Here is a 17,537-nt window from a genome sequence, read left to right as displayed (position 1 = left end):
TCGACAGGCGACGAGCACGGCTGAAACGTGTGCCCGTGGCGGAAGTGTCGGGCGAAATGCCCGTTATTGGGGGATCTATCGCGCGGTGCCGAAGTCCTGGGTCCAGTAGTCGTTGGGCTGCGCGAGGCCGACGCCGATCTCCTTGAACTCACAGTTGAGGATGTTGCGCTTGTGGCCGGGGCTGGCCATCCAGCCCGCCATGACGCTCTCGGGCGAGTCGTAGCCGTAGGCCACGTTCTCGCCGTAGGTGCTCCAGCTGTAACCGGCGCGCGTGATCCGCTGGCCCGGGTCCGAGCCGTCGGAGCCCGTGTGGGACATATTGCTGTGGGCGGCCATGTCCTTGCTGTGGTCCTGCGCGGCCTTGGTCAGCTTCGCGTTCAGGGTCACCTTGGGGCAACCGACCTTACTGCGCTCGCTGTTGACCAGGGCCACGATCCGGGCGACGTCCCCGGACGCCGCCGGCGTGGAAGCGCTCGGCGCGGCCGGCTTCGGTGCGGTGGTCTTGGGGGCAGTCGGCTTCGGTGCGGTGGTCTTGGGGGCGGCCGGCTTCGGTGCGGTGGCCTTGGGGGCGGCCGGCTTCGGTGCGGTGGTCTTCGGGGCGCTCGGAGCCGCCGTGGGGGCCTGCGAACCAGGGGCGGCCGGCTTGTCGCGCCACTTGCCCCACTTGTTCTCCTGGTCCCACTTGCCCCCGTGCCACCGCTGCTCGGACTCGTCCCCGTTCCACCGCTGCTCGGAATTCGCACCCTTCCAGTGGCCTTGGGACCGGCTGTCCTGGGCCTCCTGCGGGTCCATGCAGGCCATGGCTGCGGAAGGCACGCCGACGGCGGCCATGGCAACGACGGCGATGGTTATCTTCCGGTGGTGCGTCTTCCTGCGGTGCTTGCTCATGCGTGACCTCACTCGTAATCGCGGAGCGCCCCCGAGAGCGGTCGACCCCGACACAACCTGTGCCTGAGCTGCGGAGACGCCTTTGCGGGCCGCCATTGTTAAAACCGCTGCGCGCAGAGGGCAACGAGCGCCGGTACTACCTCGGCTCGTAGCGTGGGGCGGCCCTTGTCAGGGCCGCAGGGGCGTGCTGACCCCGATCCGGAACCGCCCGCCACATCTGTCGCTCCGTCAGAATCCGTTGTCGGCCGGATGAACGGGCGAATGGGCCGAGTGGACCGAATGTGATCAAAAGCAGTGCGAGGTATGTCTATGCCAAGACGGACAAATCTCTATATGTCGTCAAGGAGGCATCTACTATTCGGACGCTTAGTGCGCGAAATGGCTGTGTTGGATGTCACGAAACTTCGGGCACCATCCGTGCGTCGCCGACCGACGTGGGCGGGGCCGGGGCAAGGGGGGTGCGGCGCACCCAGGTACACGGCGACCTGGTTGCCCGGGTCCGTCGGGGCGACGCTGGCCCGGCGACGGCCCACGTCGCCCCTCGCGCATCCCCGAACGGACCACAGCCATGAACCATGCCGACCACGCCGGCCCTGCCGCCCGTAATCACGGCGACCGCCACCACCTCGGCGCCGAGCACCGCGACGACACGGCACGCCGGCCCCTCCTCGAGCAGCTGCGGCGCACCGCCGGTGACCCCGGCCGCCGCATCCTGCTCACCGGCGCCACCGTGATCACCATGGATCCCGCACTCGGCGTGATCGAGGACGCCGGGCTGCTGATCGAAGGCGACACCATCGCCGCCGTCGGCCGCGAACTGCGCACGGCCGACGACGCGATCATCATCGACGCCGGCGGGACGATCCTCACCCCCGGGTTCGTGGACACCCACCGCCACGCCTGGCAGACACAGCTCCGGCGGATCATGCCCGACGTCGACGACCTCGGCGCCTATGTGACCGCCACCCTCCTCGGCCACGCCCCGGCCTACCGGCCCGAGGACATGTACACGGGGACGAGGCTGGCGGCGCTGACCGCGCTCGACTGCGGCATCACCACGATGCTCGACTTCTCCCACAACTCCCGTACGGCCGCCCACTCCGACGCCGCGGTGAGCGCCCTCGCGGACACCGGCATCCGTGGTGTGCACGCGGCCATGGGTCCGCACTTCGGCGAGTGGGACCGCCAGTGGCCTGCCGATCTGGCGCGCCTGCAGGACCGGTACGCCGGCGATCTGCTGACCTTCCGGCTGGCCGCGCTGGCCACCGACGAGATCGCGGGCCCGCACCTCGCGTACGGTGCCGGACTCGCCCGCACGGCAAAGGAGCTGGGCGTCGGGGTGAGCGTCGACGCCGTTTTCGGCGACTCCTCGTCCCGGGCGATCCTGGGATGGGAACGGCAGGGTCTGCTCGGCCCCGGCCTCACCCTCATCCACTGCACCGGCCTGACCGCCGAGGCCTGGCGTGCCGTCGGCGACACCGGGACCACGGTCTCCCTGGCCCCGACCTCCGATGCCCAGATCGGTCTGGAGACGGCGGTCCCGGCCGTGGACGAGGCGCTGTCCGTCGGTGTCCGCCCGGGCCTGAGCATCGATGTCGAAGTCGCCCTGGCCAGCGACATGTTCACCCAGATGCGGGCCCTGCACACCATCCAGCGCATGCGCGCGGTCAATGCCGTGCACGGCAGTGATCGTGAAGCGGTGCGCATCGGCACGGCCGATGTGCTCGACTTCGCCACACTGCAGGGTGCACACACGAACGGCCTGGGGGACATCACCGGCTCGCTGACCCCCGGCAAGCAGGCCGACCTGCTGGTGATCACGGCGGAGGAGATCAACAACATGCCGCTGAACGACGCGGTGGGCACCGTCGTCCTCGGCTCGGACGCCCGCAACGTCGACAGCGTCTTCGTCGCCGGCCAGGTCCGCAAATGGAACGGCCGCGTCCTGGACGTCGACCTCCGTGCCCTGCGCACCGAGGTGGCGGCGTCCCGCGACCACGTCCTCGCCGCGTCCCGCGACGGTGTCCTCGCCACGGGTACCTGACCCGCTCCGGCTCCGGGTCCCGGTGGAGGCCGTGGCGGTGGGCCGGGACGATGGCCCCGGGCCCCGGCCCCGGCGATGTCCCTGCTCGGCCCGGCCGCAGGCGCCGGAACCGTACTCGCCGCCCGATGCGCCACCTCGGGGCGCTGCGCCGTCTCCGGTTCACCGTCCCCGTCCGGAGGCCCCCCGCCCCGGACCCCGGCTGACGCGGTGGTGCGCAGTGCGCCTCGGTACGAACTTCCCGACAGGTGTGCCGGATCGTCACGCGCCCGGTGGGCAGTGTCAGGCCATGGAGTGGACGACGTTGGCAAGCACGGTGGTCGGCGCCGCGATCGCGACGTGCTCCGCCCTGGTCCTCGACCGCCGGCGCTGGCACCGCGAACGCTCGGATCGTGGGGAGCAGATGCGCCGCACCCTCTACGGCGACTATCTGGCCGCCCTCTCGGAGGCCCGGCACACCTGCGGGAACGTGGCTCGCGACCCGGACCTGGATCTCGCCGCGCGGCGAACGGCGGCCCGTGCGGCGTTCGGGCCGTGCCTCGGGCTGCGGTACCAGATCACGATCGCCGCGCCGCCCGGTGTCGTGCTCGCTTCGGAGAACGCCTTCCGTCGCCTGCGCGACCTCCGCGACTCGGTGATGACGGGAGTACCGGCCGGTGACGAGCGGTACGTGCGGGAACGCCGCACGTACGACGATGCCCTGGCCGTGCTCCGCGCCCGTATGCGGCAGGACCTGAGCACCGACGGAGGGCACACTCACGCATAGGCGGGGATCTGCCAGAGCGGGGCCGCGTACTGCTCCGGGCGGCTGCCGATCAGGAGCTCCCTCAGGTCCTGGAGCTGCGAGCCGTCGAGGCCGAGGGCCTCGGTGATCCGGCGGAACGTCGTGTGGCTGACGCCACGGGCGCGGGCTTCCGCCTCGAACTGGGCGAGTTGGCGGAGCGTGCGCTCCGGGTCGAGCGTCAGTCGAGGTCTGCTGCCGAGCCAACCGGCTTTGTCGCGTTCGTAGTCGAGCTCGGAGTACCCGCAGATCTCCCGGCTGTACTGCTCGGCTTCGGCGAGCGTCTCGGTCGCGAGAAGGGCCCGGGCGAGCTCGTTGCGTTCGAGCGCCTCGTCCGGATCGGCTTCGTGGACGGTGGGCCCCTCGTCCGTGAGGGGTACGGGCAGGCCGGCGTCCCTGATCTCGCACAGGCCGCGCACGCCCCTGGCGGTGGCGGCGAGCATGGCCGTGGCCTCGGAAGGATGCCATTCCAGTACCGAGCCGATCGGCCGCACATCCTCGGGGGTGAGCGTCAGCAGCGTCTCGCCGAGCCGGTTCCGCAGGTCGTCCGCGAGCAGTTCACCGTCCAGGCCGGGGCCGGCGACCAGAAGTCTCACCGTGGCGTTGACCTGGCAGCACGCCGCGAGAGTCAGCGCGTCCGCCAGCGGGCTGCGCAGGGTGGGCTCGTCGCCTCTGGCCAGAATGTCTCCGCCGACGTCCAGGAGGTCCACGGACTCGGGGGCCAGGTTCCGGATGAGTTCCTCGAGCTGGCGTGTGATGCCCTCCGCGCCATGGTGCGGATCGACCAGGGCGAACGTCTGCGGCAGCTCGGCGGCCAGTTCGGGAAGTGTCGAACCCGCCGGCGCGACCGGCCTGGCGTCACCGGGCACCATCAGGACGCTTCGGGTGAGTGGCCTCAGTCCGGTGAAGTCGGCCGGCCCCCGTGGGCCCGGCACCGGGTCGACCAGCAGCCGGTCCCACGCGTAGGTGAAGACCACTGCAGGGCCTTCGTCCCCGTACAGCGCGGCGTCCAGCATTGCGGCGGCGACGGCGTCGCCTCCCCCGCCTGCCGCCACGATCAAGCGCGTCACCCTTACCAGCCTACGGACATCGCGCCGCCCCGCCCGCTCATGGGAGGCAGGGGGATCCCCCTCGGTTCGGTGTAAAGAATGCTTGACCTCGTGTCCGCATCGCCTTACATTCCTGGTGTCAAGTTTGTTTTACAGGGGGGAGTGGCCGTGGCATTCGAGGAAAAACGCGCGTGGATCATGGGAGTGGTCACCATCGGCGCGTATCTGACCTACCTCGCCGTCGTTCTCGGGCGGGCGCAGGACATCCCGCTCGCCGAGGTGTCGTACGTCCCGGCCCTGATCTGGACCGTCGTCGCCGCGATCGCCGCGTCGATCGTGCTCGCCATCGCGGTCGGGATCACCTCGCCCGGGGACGCCAACAGGAAGGACGAGCGCGACAGGGAGATCTTCCGGTTCGGCGAGTACGTCGGACAGTCCTTCCTCGTCGTCGGAGGGGTGGCCGCGCTCGCCATGGCGATGGCCGAGACGGACCATTTCTGGATCGCCAACACGATCTATCTCGCGTTCGCCCTGTCCGCAGTCCTCGGGTCCGTGGCGAAGATCGCCGCCTACCGGTGGGGCTTCCGGCCGTGGTGAAGCCGACCAGAGTCACGAACACGATCCGGGCCCTGCGCTTTTCGCACGGCGAGATGACGCAGGCGGAGCTGGCGGATCGCATCGGCGTCACCCGCCAGACCGTCATCGCCATCGAGAAGGGCCGCTACTCGCCCTCGCTCGAAATGGCGTTCCAGATCGCCCATGTGTTCCGGGTCCCGCTCGACCAGGTCTTCCAGTACCCGGGCAGCGAAGGGGAAACGTCATGAAAGCGATCGTGCACGACACCTACGGCTCTTCCGATGTGCTGGAGCTCAGGGACATCGACAAGCCGTCGGCCGCGGCGGGCGAGGTGCTCGTACGGGTTCATGCCGCTGCCGTCGACGCGGGGGTCCGGCACCTCATGACCGGCCTGCCCTATCTTCTGCGGACGATGGGCTACGGGCTGCGCAGGCCCAAGGTCCGGGTCCGGGGCAGGGAGGTCGCGGGCCGTGTCGAGGCGGTCGGCGCCGAGGTGACCCGATTCCGGCCCGGCGACGAGGTGTTCGGCTTCTGCGACGGGTCCTTCGCCGAGTACGTGAGCGCCCCGGAGGACCGATTCGTACCGAAGCCGGTGAACCTCACCCCCGAGCAGGCGGCGGCCGTACCCATCTCCGCCGTGACCGCGCTCCAGGCCCTTCGCGACGCGGGACAGGTGCGGCCGGGGCAGAAGGTCCTGGTGATCGGTGCGGCGGGCGGGGTGGGGACGTTCGCGGTGCAACTGGCCAAGGCGTTCGGCGCGGAGGTCACCGGTGTGTGCAGCACGACGAAGACCGACCTGGTCCGGTCGATCGGCGCGGACGAAGTCATCGACTACACGCGTGAGGACTTCGCCGACGGGGTCCGCCGCTACGACCTCATCGTCGACACCGCGGGGAATCGTCCCCTGTCCCGCCTCCGGCGTGCCCTCACCCCCCGGGGAACCCTGGTCATCGTCGGAGGCGAGGGCGGCGGGCGGCTGCTCGGAGGAACGGACCGCGTCCTGCGCGCGCTGATGCTGTCGCCGTTCGTGAGCCACAAGCTGCGGGGGCTGTTCTCGGTGGAGTCCGGGAAGGATCTCGAGTCCCTGAGGGAACTCATCGAGGAGGGCAGGGTGACGCCGGTCGTCGACAGGACGTATCCGCTGAGCGGTGTACCCGACGCCCTGAGGCACCTCGAGGAGACCCACGCACGCGGCAAGATCGTCATCACCGTGTGAACCGCGACGGCCGGAGAGGCACCCGGACCGCTCTGCCGTCCGGGCGCCTCGCCGTGGCGCAGCTGCGTGGCGCGGTCCACTCGTGGGCGTGGGCGTGGGCGTGGGCGTGGGCGTGGGCGTCGGGGAGAGGCCTCCCATGGCGCGAAGGAGTCCAGAGGCCGCCGGGGCTCCAGGGACTCCAGGGGCACGTGCCGCAGGGCGTCGGGCCGTTCCAGACGTACGCCGTGTCACGCCCGCCCTTCCCGCCGTGCGCGGCGACGGGCGACGCTCACCTGCCGCTGTCCTCGGCGAGGGTGTGTGCGACAAGGGCGTTGGCGTGGCCGTGCCCCAGACCGTGCTCGGCCTTGAGCCAGGAGACGAGCTCCATGTGCCTGCTCAGCGGGGAGGAGCGGATGAGGTCCTTCCACTCCGGTATCGGACGTCCGTACTTCTTCTCGATCGAAGGGAAGTAGGCGGCAGGGCCCTTCACGGTTTCCGTCATTCTCGGCTGTCTCCCGTTCATCGTGGCGGAGGGGTCGCGGATGTGCTGTTCTCCCGTTGCCCCAACGGCTTTTGACCGACTCGTCCGTCCGCGGGGGTGCGACGGTGGCGGGCTGTCGATCGCCTCGGTGCCGTTGCTTGTAGGACGGGCGTGGAGCGGCAGAGTGATCGGTACGACCGGGTGGCGTGGATCACATTCCCGAGTGCATGCACGGCTGCGACGGAACCCGACGGCACCGGAAGGTCCCGACGCGGCGGTCGGCACCGGCGTGCTCTCCCCGTGGTGTCCAGGACTGCCGGCGCTGTCGGCTCATGTGCCGGCTCCGGGGCGGCCCACCGCCGGAGGGGCCGACCGGTCACTGCCCCGATGCGCTCGGTGTTCCGCAAGGTGGGACCAGAGGTGCGAGGAACCCGGCGATCACGCAGCGGGCCCTGTCCGCGGCACCGTTGTCGCCGAGGTGCAGGGTGATGTTTGCGGCGGTGAGCACGGCATCGATCGGGAACGCCGCCAGGTCGGCGTGGACTTCCGCGATCTCGCTGGTCCGGACCGCCTCCCGCAGTTCGCCCGATCGTGAGTGACGAGCAACGGTCCATCCCTCCAAGGGTGAACCACCCTCCCGACGAACCCGGTTGGCACACCGTGGCCTGCCGTGTCGATCGTGCCTGACCAATCCGCCCCTGCTCTTCGCCGACGCGGAGAAGGGCAGGGCGGACCGGGCTGCCATGCCCCTCCACCGGCCGCGGCTGAGGGTGCGGTATCAGTGCCCGCAACTGCATCCGGCCGTGGCCTCTGCCCGGGTCAAGGTCGGGCCGGCGGTCTGCTGCTCGCCGGTGCAGCAGGTCTGCGGGCTGTCATTGCTGCTCTTGCCGAGTGTGTCGGCGTCGGCCTTGACGACGTAGACCTCCCAGGGTTCCTTGCCCGGGCCGGTGACCCAGACCTTGTCCTGGAGGGCGTAGCAGCAGGAGGTGTCGTTCTCCTCGAAGGCCGCGAGTCCGGCTTCCTTGAGTCGGGCGGTGGCTGCGACGACCTGCTCGGTGGACTCCACCTCCACGCCGAGGTGGTCCAGGCGCGTGTCCTCGCCGGCCTCGCCTTCGATCAGGACGAGCTTGAGCGGGGGCTCGGCGACGGCGAAGTTCGCGTACCCCGGGCGGCGCTTGGCGGGCTCGACCCCGAAGAGCTTGGAGTAGAAGGCGACGGAGCCTTCGAGATCACTGACGCGGAGGGCGAGCTGAACGCGGGACATGGTGGTCTCCCTACTTCTCGATCACGCTGCTTCGATAGTTGTCGATGCAGCCCCCAAGAGCGAGGTTGCCACTCGATTAGATGGCCGTCAACATAGACGTATGTCGAATTCAGGGCTGCCGTTGATCGACCAGGACGGTCGGGCGGTGTGCTGCTCGCCGATGGTCCGTGAGCCGCTGGACGAAGCCGCCGCGGTCTGGCCCGGATGTTCAAGGCCCTGTCGGGCCCGGTGCGTCTGCGCCTGCTGTCCCTGATCGCTTCCCACGAGGGAGACGAGGCGTGTGTCTGTGACCTCATCGGCCCGTTCGACGTGTCCCAGCCGACGATCTCCCACCATCTGAAGGTGCTGCGGGAAGCGGGCCTGGTGGGTTCCGAGCGGCGCGGCACCTGGGTCTACTACTGGGTGCTTCCCGTCGCACTCGCCCGGCTGTCGTCCCTCCTGCAGACGCCGGCCGACTCCGTATCGGTCGGAGCGGCCGGGTGACCGGGACCGCTTCCCTGAAGCGTCGTGCTCTGGCCGAGCTGGTGGGGACGGCAGCCCTGGTGGGCTCGACGACCCCGCCGGCCAAGGCGGCGACGCCGTCCGTCCGATCCGTGACGAGATCGAACAGCGCACCCGGGGCCTGCTGACCGAACTCGGCATCGACGCACGCGCCTGACGCCCCTCGGTGCGCATCGCGGGCATGCCGCTCGCGCACGATGTCGAAGGGCCCCACCGTGAGGTGGGGCCCTTCGACATCGTGCGCGGTGAGGACTGGCGGAGGATGGCCCGGCTCAAGGTCAGGGGATGCGGACGCTGTCGCGGGTCTTCTGATGCGTCTGGCTCGCTGCCTGCTCGTCTGCCACGGAAGCTTGGGTGATGACCTTAACGACATGGGTGTCACTGACGATGATGCGAATGAAACCAACCCAGCCGGCGTCGTCGGGGTCTGTGATACGAGCGTCGAGGGCGGGGTGGCCATCAACCGTGGTCCTCTGAATTTCAGTGGCCTTGAAGCCCTTCTTGTCAGCGTTAAGGGAGAACTGAAGCTGCCGGTCGAGATCCTCCGACGAGCTGGGCGCGTCATTGACGGTGACGCTGGTGATCTCGTCAGCGGTGGTCACCGAATACGTGCGACCGGCGTAGGTAGTGGCGTCTTCGGCGAACTTCTCAACAGTGGCCTGTCCGGGAAGTTTGAAGGTGATGCCACTGTGGGAGTCGGTGGTCTTCACCCAGTTCGTGGCATCGGCCTGACGGTGATCGCTCTGCTCGGCCACCATCATTGTCCCGATTGCGGCGGACGGCGGCGCCTGGGTGGCGAAGGCGCTGGTGGGAAGCAGCACAGCTCCTGCAGCCAGGGAAGTCGAGCCGGCAAGTATCAGAATGCGCTGCGTCAGCGAGTGGCGAGCCATGAGAATCACTCCTTGTGAGAAATGGAAAACGGTGTGTGTCGGACGACCCTGTCGATTCACGGACCTCTTGCGGGGGTCGCATGTCTTGCCATGTCGCGCCGCCAGGCCCATTTCCGGCCGAAGCGGGCGTCCAACTGCTCTGCGTGAACCCGGGTTCCAGTCAAGCCCCAGTGCCGGATCGCGTCATGGCCCGACATCGCGTGGCAGGAGAACTCGGGACTTGCCGTAGGACGGTGTTCCTGATAGGCGAGCAAGCAATCAAGGCCGACATCATTTCGCCACCCTGGACGCCTTCTGCCAGGAGCCCGTAAAGGGCCCGACGCAGCGGACACGATGGCGGTGCCCTGTCCAGGGCAGGAACGGTGAGCACGTCGGCGACGCCCATCGCCCGGCCGGACGGTCAGAGCCGCGCCCGCTCGCGCCGGCTCGGCGCCGGCGGCGAGTTCGGCCCGCACGATCAAAAGATCGTCGTCGGTTCGGCCCTACGGAACTCGGCCCGCTCGCCATCCAACTCTGTCCGTCTGACCGTACGGTGGCGCCCTGCCGTCGGCGCCCGAAGCGCCCGACGCGCAAGGAACCGGTGAACGAAGTCCGGAAGCCGGAGAAGCAGCGCGACGAGGGTTCGGCGCAACAGCCAGGTAAGCCGTGGACAGTTGGGAAGTGGCCGTGGCACTGGGTCGAGAACATCGCCAGGCCGGCCATCGGCGAGAACGCCTACGACGAGGTTGAGCCCTGCTCGCTGGAAGAGGTGCAGCGCCCGTCGATCGAGGTCGACAAGCGCCGGTTCAGCGCCCGCTGGATGCCGGCACTCGCCCTCGTGCCGGCGCGAGACCAAGAACACCAAGTCCAGGGCGGGCCTGCGCGCGGTGCCCCTGCCGGGCCCGCTGGTCGCCATGCTCCGGTCCCGTGCCGAGCACAGGCGCATGAGCGCAAGATCTCCGGTGACCTGTGGATCGAGTCGGACTGCGTGTTCACCAAGAGGCATCGGTGGCCCGCTCGGCCCGAACACGGGTCGCCACGACCGGGAGCGGCTACTGGAAGACGCGCAGGTTCGGACGGCCGGCTTCACGATGCTCGGCACACGGCCGGTCTTACGACGCTCGGCACACGGCCGCCACCGTGCTCATGCTGCTCGGGGTCCCGGCCCGGGCCATCGACCCGATCATGGGATGGGAACCGGGCACCTCCGCACGCATACGGGCGCGGTACCTCCATGTGTCCGACGCCATGCTGAAGGACGTCGCCCGGAAGATCGCCGACGCGGTCTGCGGAGCCCCGGGAACACCCGCTGTGGACGGAGGTCAGGACAACGGGAGCCGAGGACAACGTCGAAGGGCCCCACCGTGAGGTGGGGCCCTTCGACATCGTGCCCGGTGAGGCACTGGCGGAGGATACGAGATTCGAACTCGTGAGGGGTTGCCCCCAACACGCTTTCCAAGCGTCTCGCGTATCTGCCCGCCTCGTACTGCGACTAGACCTAGCTTGACCTGCACAAACGTGGAGGGTCAAGCGAATGGCGGCAGAGAGCTGGCACACGAAGCGTCTCGCGTAGGAGCCACGAACCTACTCGCGTACATGCGAGCCGGGGGCCTCAGTACGAGAGGCACGCCTGGCCATCCCTGGCTGCATACGCGGGTCTGACGCGGACAGATGGATCTACCACACCAGCCCGTGCATCATGTCGGCTCGTGCTCGGCAGAGGTACGGCTCGGTCTCGCTTCGCTCGCCCGCTCCTCCAAGCGTTGCGCCCTAGGCCACAAGGGCTCAAGGCACGCACACCCCTAGCCGCTCACCGTCGTCTCCGCATCTGCTGTGCACGCTCCCTGATCTCCTCGTCGGTCATCTCCAGTTCCGCCTTCTCCTCACCGCTGCACACGGTCATGTACCCGTCCAGATCAACAGCCCTCGCCAACCGTCCTTCACCCTCGCTCACCACGAGCGCGAACCCCTCGTCATCCCACGCGATCACCGGCGTGTGCACGACCCCGACCTCACCGGCCCAGCCGTCGTCTTCTCCGTCGTCCCCGACACCCTCACCCTGAACCCGAGCGAACCATGCTCCCCGCTCAGCTCTGATCATCGTCATCTGTCCCACACCAGCCCTTCATCTCGTCTGTTCCATGTGTCTTGCATTGCTCGCACTGCTCATCTGCTGCGCTTCTAGAGAAGCGCGCTGAGCAGTGATTGACGCCGATCTTGATCGAGCAGTGCTGAGCAGTCCTTGAGCTGCGGCGATGCGTCGCTGAGCAGTGCTGAGCAGTAGCTGAGCAGTGACTGAAACCGATCATGCTGAGCAGTGAGCTGAGCAGTAGTCGGAGCGACGCATCACGTACACACGTGGCTCTCTCACTCGTCAGAGGTCGGCAGGGTCCGGCCTGTCCGCGCTCCGCAGGTGACCCGCAACGTCGTAGAGATTCTTCCGGCTCTTTGTCGCTCCCACGACGACCAGAGGCGGCTTACCGGTCCCGCACCTCTCCGGATTGGTCATGTCGCTGCACTTCCTACGGCACGTGCTGTCGGCCATCTCCAGAGCCTCGGCAACCTCAGACGCGCCCAACGGCCCGTTGTGCTTGAGGTAGCGGATGATCCGATCCTCATCGGTAATCGCCTGCTCCAACATCTCGCCCACGGACAGTTCTACGAACACGGGCCACCCGTTCTTCTGCTCCTCCAAGCGGAAGTCACGGTCCCTGATCTCGCGCCCCGCCTTGACCTTCGGCGCGGCGATCTTCCGCCCGTTCTTCTCCGAGCCGTTCACGCGGATGATCACGTCCAGCGCGGCAGGCTGTGCCGACGCACCACGGCCCCGATCCTCGTTCGCGTGACCCGTGTGGTGCACGAGGAGCACGAAGCACCCGAGCGCTTTGGACAGCCGCTTGAGCTTCTGCATGACCTCGTTCATCCCCGTGTTGTCGTTCTCCTCGACCCCGGAGATAGCGAGGCTCTGCGTGTCGATGACCAGCAGGCGGGGTGTGGAAGAGATGGCGGTGATGTCCTCGGCCAACTGATCCAGGCTCTCGGTGTCGGCGAGGTTCAGTTCCTCCTCCACCATCACGTACAGCTCATCCGACGTGCGCCCGTACTTGAGTTCCCAGGCGTCCAGCCGCTTGCCGAAGTCGAACCCGCCCTCCATGAGGACGTAGAACACCGGCCCCTGCATGGTGATCGTGTGGCCGATCCAGTGCGTCATGCCCGTGGTGATCCGCATGACCAGGTCGATAGCCGCGTACGTCTTGCCGCCGTACGTGGGGCCAAAGAGCTGACCGATCCCGTATTCAGGCATGAGCCGTTCCACGAGCCATTTCGGCTCGGGCCGCTCTCGGAGCTCCTGGCGCGTGAGGAACCGGCTCTTGCGGTGTTGCGGAGCCTTCGCCTTCTTCCGCGTCCGCACTGCCGCGCCGACGTCATCCGCGCTGGTCACGGCCAGTTCGTCACTCACGCCGGCGCGCTCTTGCTGACCCTCGCTCTCGACCTCTGGCGCGGGTTGTCCGCTGCCCGCCTTCTTGAGGATCAGACCCACGTGAAGAGAGACGGACTTGCCCTCGTCCGAAGCCTTGGACACGGCGGCTTCGCACTGCTCCAGGACCCACAGAAGCTCTCCCGGATCTTCCACACCCGCCTCGATGCACGAGAGGCCGAGCCAGTACATGAGGCTGTGCCGGTCGCGGTAAGTGCCCTCCGTGAAGCGCTGGTTGGCTGTGCGGACGAGATGGCGAACGCGCCCGTGCCGCGCATCGCTCCTACGGATCGCCGTAGGCGTCTCTGCGACGGTGACAGAGCGCGTGTGCGTGTCTGTGTCGGGCAGCGCCGTACCGAGCGCTGAGGCAAGCTCAGGAGCGCTCCAGACACGATCGCTGCGCAACTGGAAGCGAGCGGGACGACGCTTGCCGCCCTTGGTGTTGACCGACCCCGGCACGCGCATGATGGACGAGCGGACGACCTTGGAGCGGTCGCCGTCCAGCTTCTCGCACAGGGCGCGGTTCAACGCCTCGACGTGATGGGCGGGTGTGGCACGGTCCAGCTTGATCCACACCTGGTGATGACCCGGCGTGCCCGAGGAGACCAGCGACGCGCCCAGGTCGGTGGCCACGTCGAACTGGTCGCCTATGAACGGGTGGTCTACGTCGCACCAGACGAGGTAACCCCCGTCGCCAGCACGGGCAATGGACGGCATGGCGTGGCCGTCCGTCATCGGGAACGGGGCGAACAGAAGCTCCGGCCGCTCCGAGTCTGGCTTCAACTCTGCGAGAGCGGATATCCCCCTGGGCTGGAATCGGAGCTTGTCCTGAGAATTGCGCTTCCCGTCAATAGCCAGGAATTGCAATCCCGCAAACGGGTCTGTACGCTTCATTTCGTCGCCTTTCCTGGCAGTTCAAATTCCCGAGAAAGCCCCTGTCGCCATACGGGGGCTTTTCTCATGGCTGCATCTCCAGCCGAATGACTTCGTGAGCGCCGTAGCAGCCGCCCCCGCAATGCGCGGTCGCCTGTAGCTCTGCCGCTTCCTGCGTCGCCCACAGCCGGATACGTGGCGGAGCCCAGCTCTCGTGCCGCTTCACGCAGCGGATCACCAGCGCGTACGGAGTGTTCGTGCCTTCCTCGCGCCGACACCAGACGTAGAGAGCGCTCGGCCAAGCGCACTTGGCGAAAGCCATGTACGACCGGTGCTGAGCGCCGCAGTGATGGCGGCGGTATACCTTGAGCCGCGTAAGCGTCGTCATGGCTCATCGTTCCTTTTCTTCCCTCGGTTCCTGATGGGCGATCACTTGGCCTCAGCGGCCGTGTTCTTCCGGCGCGTGCACCAAGCGCGCTCTTGGCCGGTGTCGCCGTGGTCGCAGTTGGCGTGACGGGCGGCAACGCGGCATTCCCGCCGAGCGGCCTTACTGCCGCCGTGCTTGCAGTCGGCATGACTGATCAAGCGACGGACTTTCTTCTCCTCGGACATTCACTTCCCCTTCTCTTTGTACGGTGTTCCGGTAGATCAATAGTCTCGTGCGGAAATCCGCGCACCAAAATGGGACGTGGAGACATGGATAAGAGCTGTCGGCAATTCGTTACAATCCGATCCCGCGCATAGAGAAACCCCGCACCGAAGTTCAGTGCGGGGCTTTTCGTGATGAATGCGCGACGTGCGAGCAGCGAGAGAGCGCGTGTATGCGTTAGGCGCTCAGAATCGACGCTCTAGGCGCCTCACAGGCAGAGTGTGACGAACTCGATTGATGACGACAGAGAGGCGTCCTATCGCGCGCTCAGCGCTTCTGCGCTCTCGCCAGTCCATGAGGTCGAGAAACGGGTTATCGGACCTGTCGGCAATGCGCGGGCTCATGGCTGCTCCTCCACTCGGTGGGTGTGGAACAGACCGTGGCCCATCCGGTTGGCCCAGGTCAACGAGTGCCGGTGAACAGTCCTCGAACGACGTAACCAAACCTGCACAGAGGAGCGATGAGCCCACCAGAAAGCCCCGAGAGGCTAGCCCAGCCCTCGGGGCTCAATGGTTGTGGCGTGCGGCCAACATCGAGAGCGCATCAGCGGCTAAACCACGCCCCAAAGGAACTCACTTCGGGAGAGCGCTGATCCTGCCCTTATCCACGAGGTGTTGGAGAGCGTCACGGACAAGGTCCGGCTGAGTGTCAACAAGGCGAGGGTAATAGGACCGTACCCACTCCATGTCGAACACGTACCGCTTATCGCGGTCGTCCCTCATCCGCCTATAGATCACCCTGGACAGATTGGAGACGGTGAGACTTCTGCCTTTCCAAGGGTGGTCAGGCTTGTTCTTTCCCCTTAGAGGGATGGGCTCAGGTCGAGCCTTCGCCTTGGCCTCCCGAGCGGCCTGCCGCTCCTCTTCCCGCTGAACCTGACTTGGGCTCAAGAGCCCGCGATCCCTACGGCACTTCTCCCTCGCCGCTCGGGTCTTGGGATGGCCGCATTCCTTGTGGGCACTCATCACTTACCATGTCCCGGGATGGGATTGCGGTCACTCACTGGAAACCAGAAGTAGCCCTTTCCCAGCCGATGTGAGCGGTAGACGGTCCGCCCGTTCTTCAGGAAGTCGAGATATGCGCTGGCTGTATCCGGGTCGTCAGGGAAGAACTCCCGAACCAAATCCGATTCGAGAGCGCTGCCATTCGCGCGGAGATAGTCAAGGATCCACCGCGCTATCTCCAGGTCAATGTCAACGGCGCCCATCGCCCTACCACCGCTTTCATCAGGGAATGCCAAAGAGAAAACCCCCGGCGGTTTCCTCACTACCGGGGGTTTCTCTGGCTCCGGGACATCACCCCCGGAGCACAACCATCCACTGGCTGCCGAGGCAACCGGCACTCATCTAACCGAGCCTTTGCCTTTCTGGCTAGGGCTTGATTGATTGCCACTCAAAGCTACATTACGGAAAAGCCACGCTCCAAAATTAGATTAGAGCGGGTTGCCAGGACAACCAGTGGACGGTGGTGTCCACATCGCTTGTCCGGTAGATGTAGGCGGTGAATCCGGTGTTGGTGGAGAACCGGAAACCGACCTCTCGTGTCCTCGTCCAGGGGTAGGCCGAGTGGGCAGTCATGAGGACGACGGGTTCGTTGGTGTCCGGCTGGTTGAGCTTGACCTCTGACGCGGTCGGGGCGTTCACGTTCGGGTTGATCACGACCGCGCCAAAGATGATGTTGGCCGCACTGAGTGCGCCCGCGACCACAAGATCATCATTGATGGTGGTAACCATGTCTCGCTCTCGATTCCAGTGCGTCTAGGAGAGCCTCAGCCAGCGGATACAGCTTCCGTAGCGCGGCATCCTCAGTCGGCTTCCGCTGGGCAGTGAGGCGCTTGTGGGCCTTGTTCTTTTTCCTGGGCACGGCTCACCTCCCGCGGATTCGGACATGCGAAGAGGCTGGGCGCGGCAGCATCGAGGAGAAGTGCCACACCCAGCCTCATGACTCGGACACCACTTCCGAGCCGTCCCGGCTGGCTGACACGGCACCGGGAGTTGAGAGGCTGGTGTGGGAGGAGTGGATACACCACGCGAGCGAAGGAGGGCCCTAAAACCAACTCCGTGGACCGCTCCCACACCAGCCGTTCTGTGTTGCCGTCAGGCGTTCAGGTCGGCCTGGATACCCGCGAGGGCGGGGCCGGTGACGGCGGGCTGGTGGGTGGTGCAGTTCGAGCGGTCGGCGTACGCGGCCTTGCCGTTCTCGACCCGGAGCATGTTGAGGAGCTGGAACGCGACGCGGCGGTCACGGATACCCGCCTCGATGACGGTCTCCAGCTCGGTGGTCTCAAGTGCGATGGCAGCCATTAGCTTTGCCTCCTCAGGCGTTGGTTTGCTGGCTGGTAGATGTGTGGTGCAAACGGCCGGCGCGGCTACGCGCCTGCCTGCTCCTGCTGGTACAGGTCCCAGACCGTCCCGTTGGCCTGGGCCATGAGACGTTCCGAGACGCGGTCACGCCGCCCGATCTGACCGTTCGGCGAGACGTACGGCGTTCCCGGCTCGGGCATCCCGCCGGGGCGCACCGGCCGGTTGGCCTGCGCCTCCCACTTCGCCCGCTCGCGGTCGCGCTCCGACGACTGGCTCATGGCCTCGTAGGTCTGGCGCTGTCGCTCACGCTCGGCGGTCTGGCGCGCTTCCTCCCGGAGCTGTCGCCGGGCCGTCGCCTCCGGGTGCGGCACGCGCTGATTGGCGAGAGCCCGAGCCCGCTGGCGGACGGCCTGCTCGTGCTGCTGGCGTCCCTCGGCGTTCGACTCGTGGATGGCGCTGTAGTCCGTCGCCCCCCGCATGGCGCGCAGGATCTCCGCCGAGCGACCCTCGGGCGCCGGAGCGGGAGCGGCGCTGTCGGCACCGTACGTACGGCGCATCTTGGCCATGAGCTGTTCGGCTGTCGGCATGG

At 67.3% G+C, this 17,537-nt stretch carries 16 protein-coding genes and 3 pseudogenes; 8 read left to right on the top strand and 11 right to left on the bottom strand.

Going from position 1 to position 17,537, the window contains the following annotated elements; all coding sequences use genetic code 11:
- Positions 1–75: 75 nt before the first annotated feature.
- Positions 76–888 carry a CAP domain-containing protein gene (locus tag AC068D_RS08025; protein WP_478822117.1) on the bottom strand — a complete coding sequence of 271 codons (813 nt, stop codon included), beginning with the start codon at positions 886–888 and terminating at the stop codon, positions 76–78.
- Between the two features lie 568 nt (positions 889–1,456).
- Here AC068D_RS08025 and AC068D_RS08020 point away from each other — a divergent pair.
- Together AC068D_RS08020 and AC068D_RS08015 are read left to right on the top strand one after the other, a co-directional pair.
- Positions 1,457–2,932, top strand: a complete 1,476-nt coding sequence (locus AC068D_RS08020; RefSeq protein ID WP_478822116.1) for an amidohydrolase family protein — start codon at positions 1,457–1,459, stop codon at positions 2,930–2,932.
- 286 nt (positions 2,933–3,218) lie between these two features.
- A complete protein-coding gene (locus AC068D_RS08015) occupies positions 3,219–3,695 on the top strand; it encodes a hypothetical protein (RefSeq protein ID WP_478822115.1) in 477 nt (158 codons plus the stop codon).
- On the opposite strand, the gene AC068D_RS08010 is transcribed toward AC068D_RS08015, so the two are convergent.
- Positions 3,686–4,780, bottom strand: coding sequence for a DUF1152 domain-containing protein (locus AC068D_RS08010; RefSeq protein ID WP_478822114.1), 1,095 nt, complete (start codon positions 4,778–4,780; stop codon positions 3,686–3,688). The two genes, AC068D_RS08015 and AC068D_RS08010, sit on opposite strands and share 10 nt — an antisense overlap.
- A gap of 147 nt (positions 4,781–4,927) precedes the next feature.
- On the opposite strand from AC068D_RS08010, the gene AC068D_RS08005 reads away from it, so the two are divergent.
- From AC068D_RS08005 to AC068D_RS07995, 3 genes are read left to right on the top strand one after another with little or no spacing between them, the layout of a single operon-like run.
- Positions 4,928–5,356, top strand: a complete 429-nt coding sequence (locus AC068D_RS08005; protein ID WP_478822113.1) for a hypothetical protein — start codon at positions 4,928–4,930, stop codon at positions 5,354–5,356.
- A complete protein-coding gene (locus AC068D_RS08000) occupies positions 5,353–5,583 on the top strand; it encodes a helix-turn-helix transcriptional regulator (RefSeq protein ID WP_478822112.1) in 231 nt (76 codons plus the stop codon). The genes AC068D_RS08005 and AC068D_RS08000 overlap by 4 nt, the downstream gene beginning before the upstream one ends.
- The gene (locus AC068D_RS07995; protein ID WP_478822111.1) at positions 5,580–6,551 is read left to right on the top strand and encodes an NAD(P)-dependent alcohol dehydrogenase; all 972 of its coding nucleotides are present in this window, start codon (positions 5,580–5,582) and stop codon (positions 6,549–6,551) included. The genes AC068D_RS08000 and AC068D_RS07995 overlap by 4 nt, the downstream gene beginning before the upstream one ends.
- A 268-nt stretch (positions 6,552–6,819) precedes the next feature.
- On the opposite strand, the gene AC068D_RS07990 is transcribed toward AC068D_RS07995, so the two are convergent.
- The 3 genes from AC068D_RS07990 to AC068D_RS07980 all read right to left on the bottom strand — a co-directional run bounded on the left by AC068D_RS07990 (position 6,820) and on the right by AC068D_RS07980 (position 8,275).
- Positions 6,820–7,032, bottom strand: coding sequence for a DUF4287 domain-containing protein (locus AC068D_RS07990; RefSeq protein ID WP_478822110.1), 213 nt, complete (start codon positions 7,030–7,032; stop codon positions 6,820–6,822).
- 355 nt (positions 7,033–7,387) lie between these two features.
- Positions 7,388–7,633 (bottom strand): hypothetical protein, encoded by a 246-nt coding sequence (locus AC068D_RS07985; RefSeq protein ID WP_478822109.1) that lies wholly within the window; start codon positions 7,631–7,633, stop codon positions 7,388–7,390.
- A 156-nt stretch (positions 7,634–7,789) separates the two neighbouring features.
- Positions 7,790–8,275 carry an ArsI/CadI family heavy metal resistance metalloenzyme gene (locus AC068D_RS07980; RefSeq protein ID WP_478822108.1) on the bottom strand — a complete coding sequence of 162 codons (486 nt, stop codon included), beginning with the start codon at positions 8,273–8,275 and terminating at the stop codon, positions 7,790–7,792.
- A gap of 160 nt (positions 8,276–8,435) precedes the next feature.
- Here AC068D_RS07980 and AC068D_RS07975 point away from each other — a divergent pair.
- Positions 8,436–8,758 (top strand): annotated as a pseudogene (locus tag AC068D_RS07975) (ArsR/SmtB family transcription factor).
- Between the two features lie 64 nt (positions 8,759–8,822).
- Positions 8,823–8,933: pseudogene (locus AC068D_RS07970) on the top strand (phosphotyrosine protein phosphatase); the annotation flags it as partial.
- A gap of 121 nt (positions 8,934–9,054) precedes the next feature.
- Here the strand turns inward: AC068D_RS07970 and AC068D_RS07965 are convergent.
- Positions 9,055–9,666: a hypothetical protein gene (locus AC068D_RS07965; protein WP_478822107.1), complete on the bottom strand. Its 612-nt coding sequence runs from the start codon at positions 9,664–9,666 to the stop codon at positions 9,055–9,057.
- A 538-nt stretch (positions 9,667–10,204) separates the two neighbouring features.
- Here AC068D_RS07965 and AC068D_RS07960 point away from each other — a divergent pair.
- A pseudogene (locus tag AC068D_RS07960) lies at positions 10,205–11,013 on the top strand (hypothetical protein); the annotation flags it as partial.
- Between the two features lie 442 nt (positions 11,014–11,455).
- On the opposite strand, the gene AC068D_RS07955 reads toward AC068D_RS07960, so the two are convergent.
- The 5 genes from AC068D_RS07955 to AC068D_RS07935 all read right to left on the bottom strand — a co-directional run bounded on the left by AC068D_RS07955 (position 11,456) and on the right by AC068D_RS07935 (position 17,535).
- Entirely contained in the window at positions 11,456–11,752 is a 297-nt protein-coding gene (locus AC068D_RS07955; protein WP_478822106.1) for a hypothetical protein, read from the bottom strand.
- A gap of 267 nt (positions 11,753–12,019) precedes the next feature.
- Positions 12,020–14,017 carry an AAA family ATPase gene (locus AC068D_RS07950; RefSeq protein WP_478822105.1) on the bottom strand — a complete coding sequence of 666 codons (1,998 nt, stop codon included), beginning with the start codon at positions 14,015–14,017 and terminating at the stop codon, positions 12,020–12,022.
- A 2,055-nt stretch (positions 14,018–16,072) separates the two neighbouring features.
- Positions 16,073–16,378, bottom strand: coding sequence for a hypothetical protein (locus AC068D_RS07945; RefSeq protein ID WP_478822104.1), 306 nt, complete (start codon positions 16,376–16,378; stop codon positions 16,073–16,075).
- A 363-nt stretch (positions 16,379–16,741) separates the two neighbouring features.
- Positions 16,742–16,948, bottom strand: coding sequence for a hypothetical protein (locus AC068D_RS07940; protein WP_478822103.1), 207 nt, complete (start codon positions 16,946–16,948; stop codon positions 16,742–16,744).
- Between the two features lie 65 nt (positions 16,949–17,013).
- On the bottom strand, positions 17,014–17,535 hold the full coding sequence (locus AC068D_RS07935; RefSeq protein ID WP_478822102.1) for a hypothetical protein: 522 nt from the start codon (positions 17,533–17,535) through the stop codon (positions 17,014–17,016).
- Between the last annotated feature and the right edge of the window lie 2 nt (positions 17,536–17,537).

This window comes from Streptomyces sp. NPDC043861, from assembly GCF_056435905.1.
Note: the sequence above shows the minus strand (reverse complement) of the source record. Positions and strands in the feature narration are given on the sequence as shown.

Bases quoted from the DNA above. Each gene is read 5' to 3' on its own strand.
- AC068D_RS07945 (WP_478822104.1), bottom strand. From the start codon at position 16,378: ATGGTTACCACCATCAATGATGATCTTGTGGTCGCGGGCGCACTCAGT.
- AC068D_RS07995 (WP_478822111.1), top strand. From the start codon at position 5,580: ATGAAAGCGATCGTGCACGACACCTACGGCTCTTCCGATGTGCTGGAG.
- AC068D_RS07950 (WP_478822105.1), bottom strand. From the start codon at position 14,017: ATGAAGCGTACAGACCCGTTTGCGGGATTGCAATTCCTGGCTATTGAC.
- AC068D_RS07955 (WP_478822106.1), bottom strand. From the start codon at position 11,752: ATGACGATGATCAGAGCTGAGCGGGGAGCATGGTTCGCTCGGGTTCAG.
- AC068D_RS08025 (WP_478822117.1), bottom strand. From the start codon at position 888: ATGAGCAAGCACCGCAGGAAGACGCACCACCGGAAGATAACCATCGCC.
- AC068D_RS07935 (WP_478822102.1), bottom strand. From the start codon at position 17,535: ATGCCGACAGCCGAACAGCTCATGGCCAAGATGCGCCGTACGTACGGT.
- AC068D_RS07965 (WP_478822107.1), bottom strand. From the start codon at position 9,666: ATGGCTCGCCACTCGCTGACGCAGCGCATTCTGATACTTGCCGGCTCG.
- AC068D_RS08020 (WP_478822116.1), top strand. From the start codon at position 1,457: ATGAACCATGCCGACCACGCCGGCCCTGCCGCCCGTAATCACGGCGAC.
- AC068D_RS07990 (WP_478822110.1), bottom strand. From the start codon at position 7,032: ATGACGGAAACCGTGAAGGGCCCTGCCGCCTACTTCCCTTCGATCGAG.
- AC068D_RS08015 (WP_478822115.1), top strand. From the start codon at position 3,219: ATGGAGTGGACGACGTTGGCAAGCACGGTGGTCGGCGCCGCGATCGCG.
- AC068D_RS07940 (WP_478822103.1), bottom strand. From the start codon at position 16,948: ATGGCTGCCATCGCACTTGAGACCACCGAGCTGGAGACCGTCATCGAG.
- AC068D_RS07980 (WP_478822108.1), bottom strand. From the start codon at position 8,275: ATGTCCCGCGTTCAGCTCGCCCTCCGCGTCAGTGATCTCGAAGGCTCC.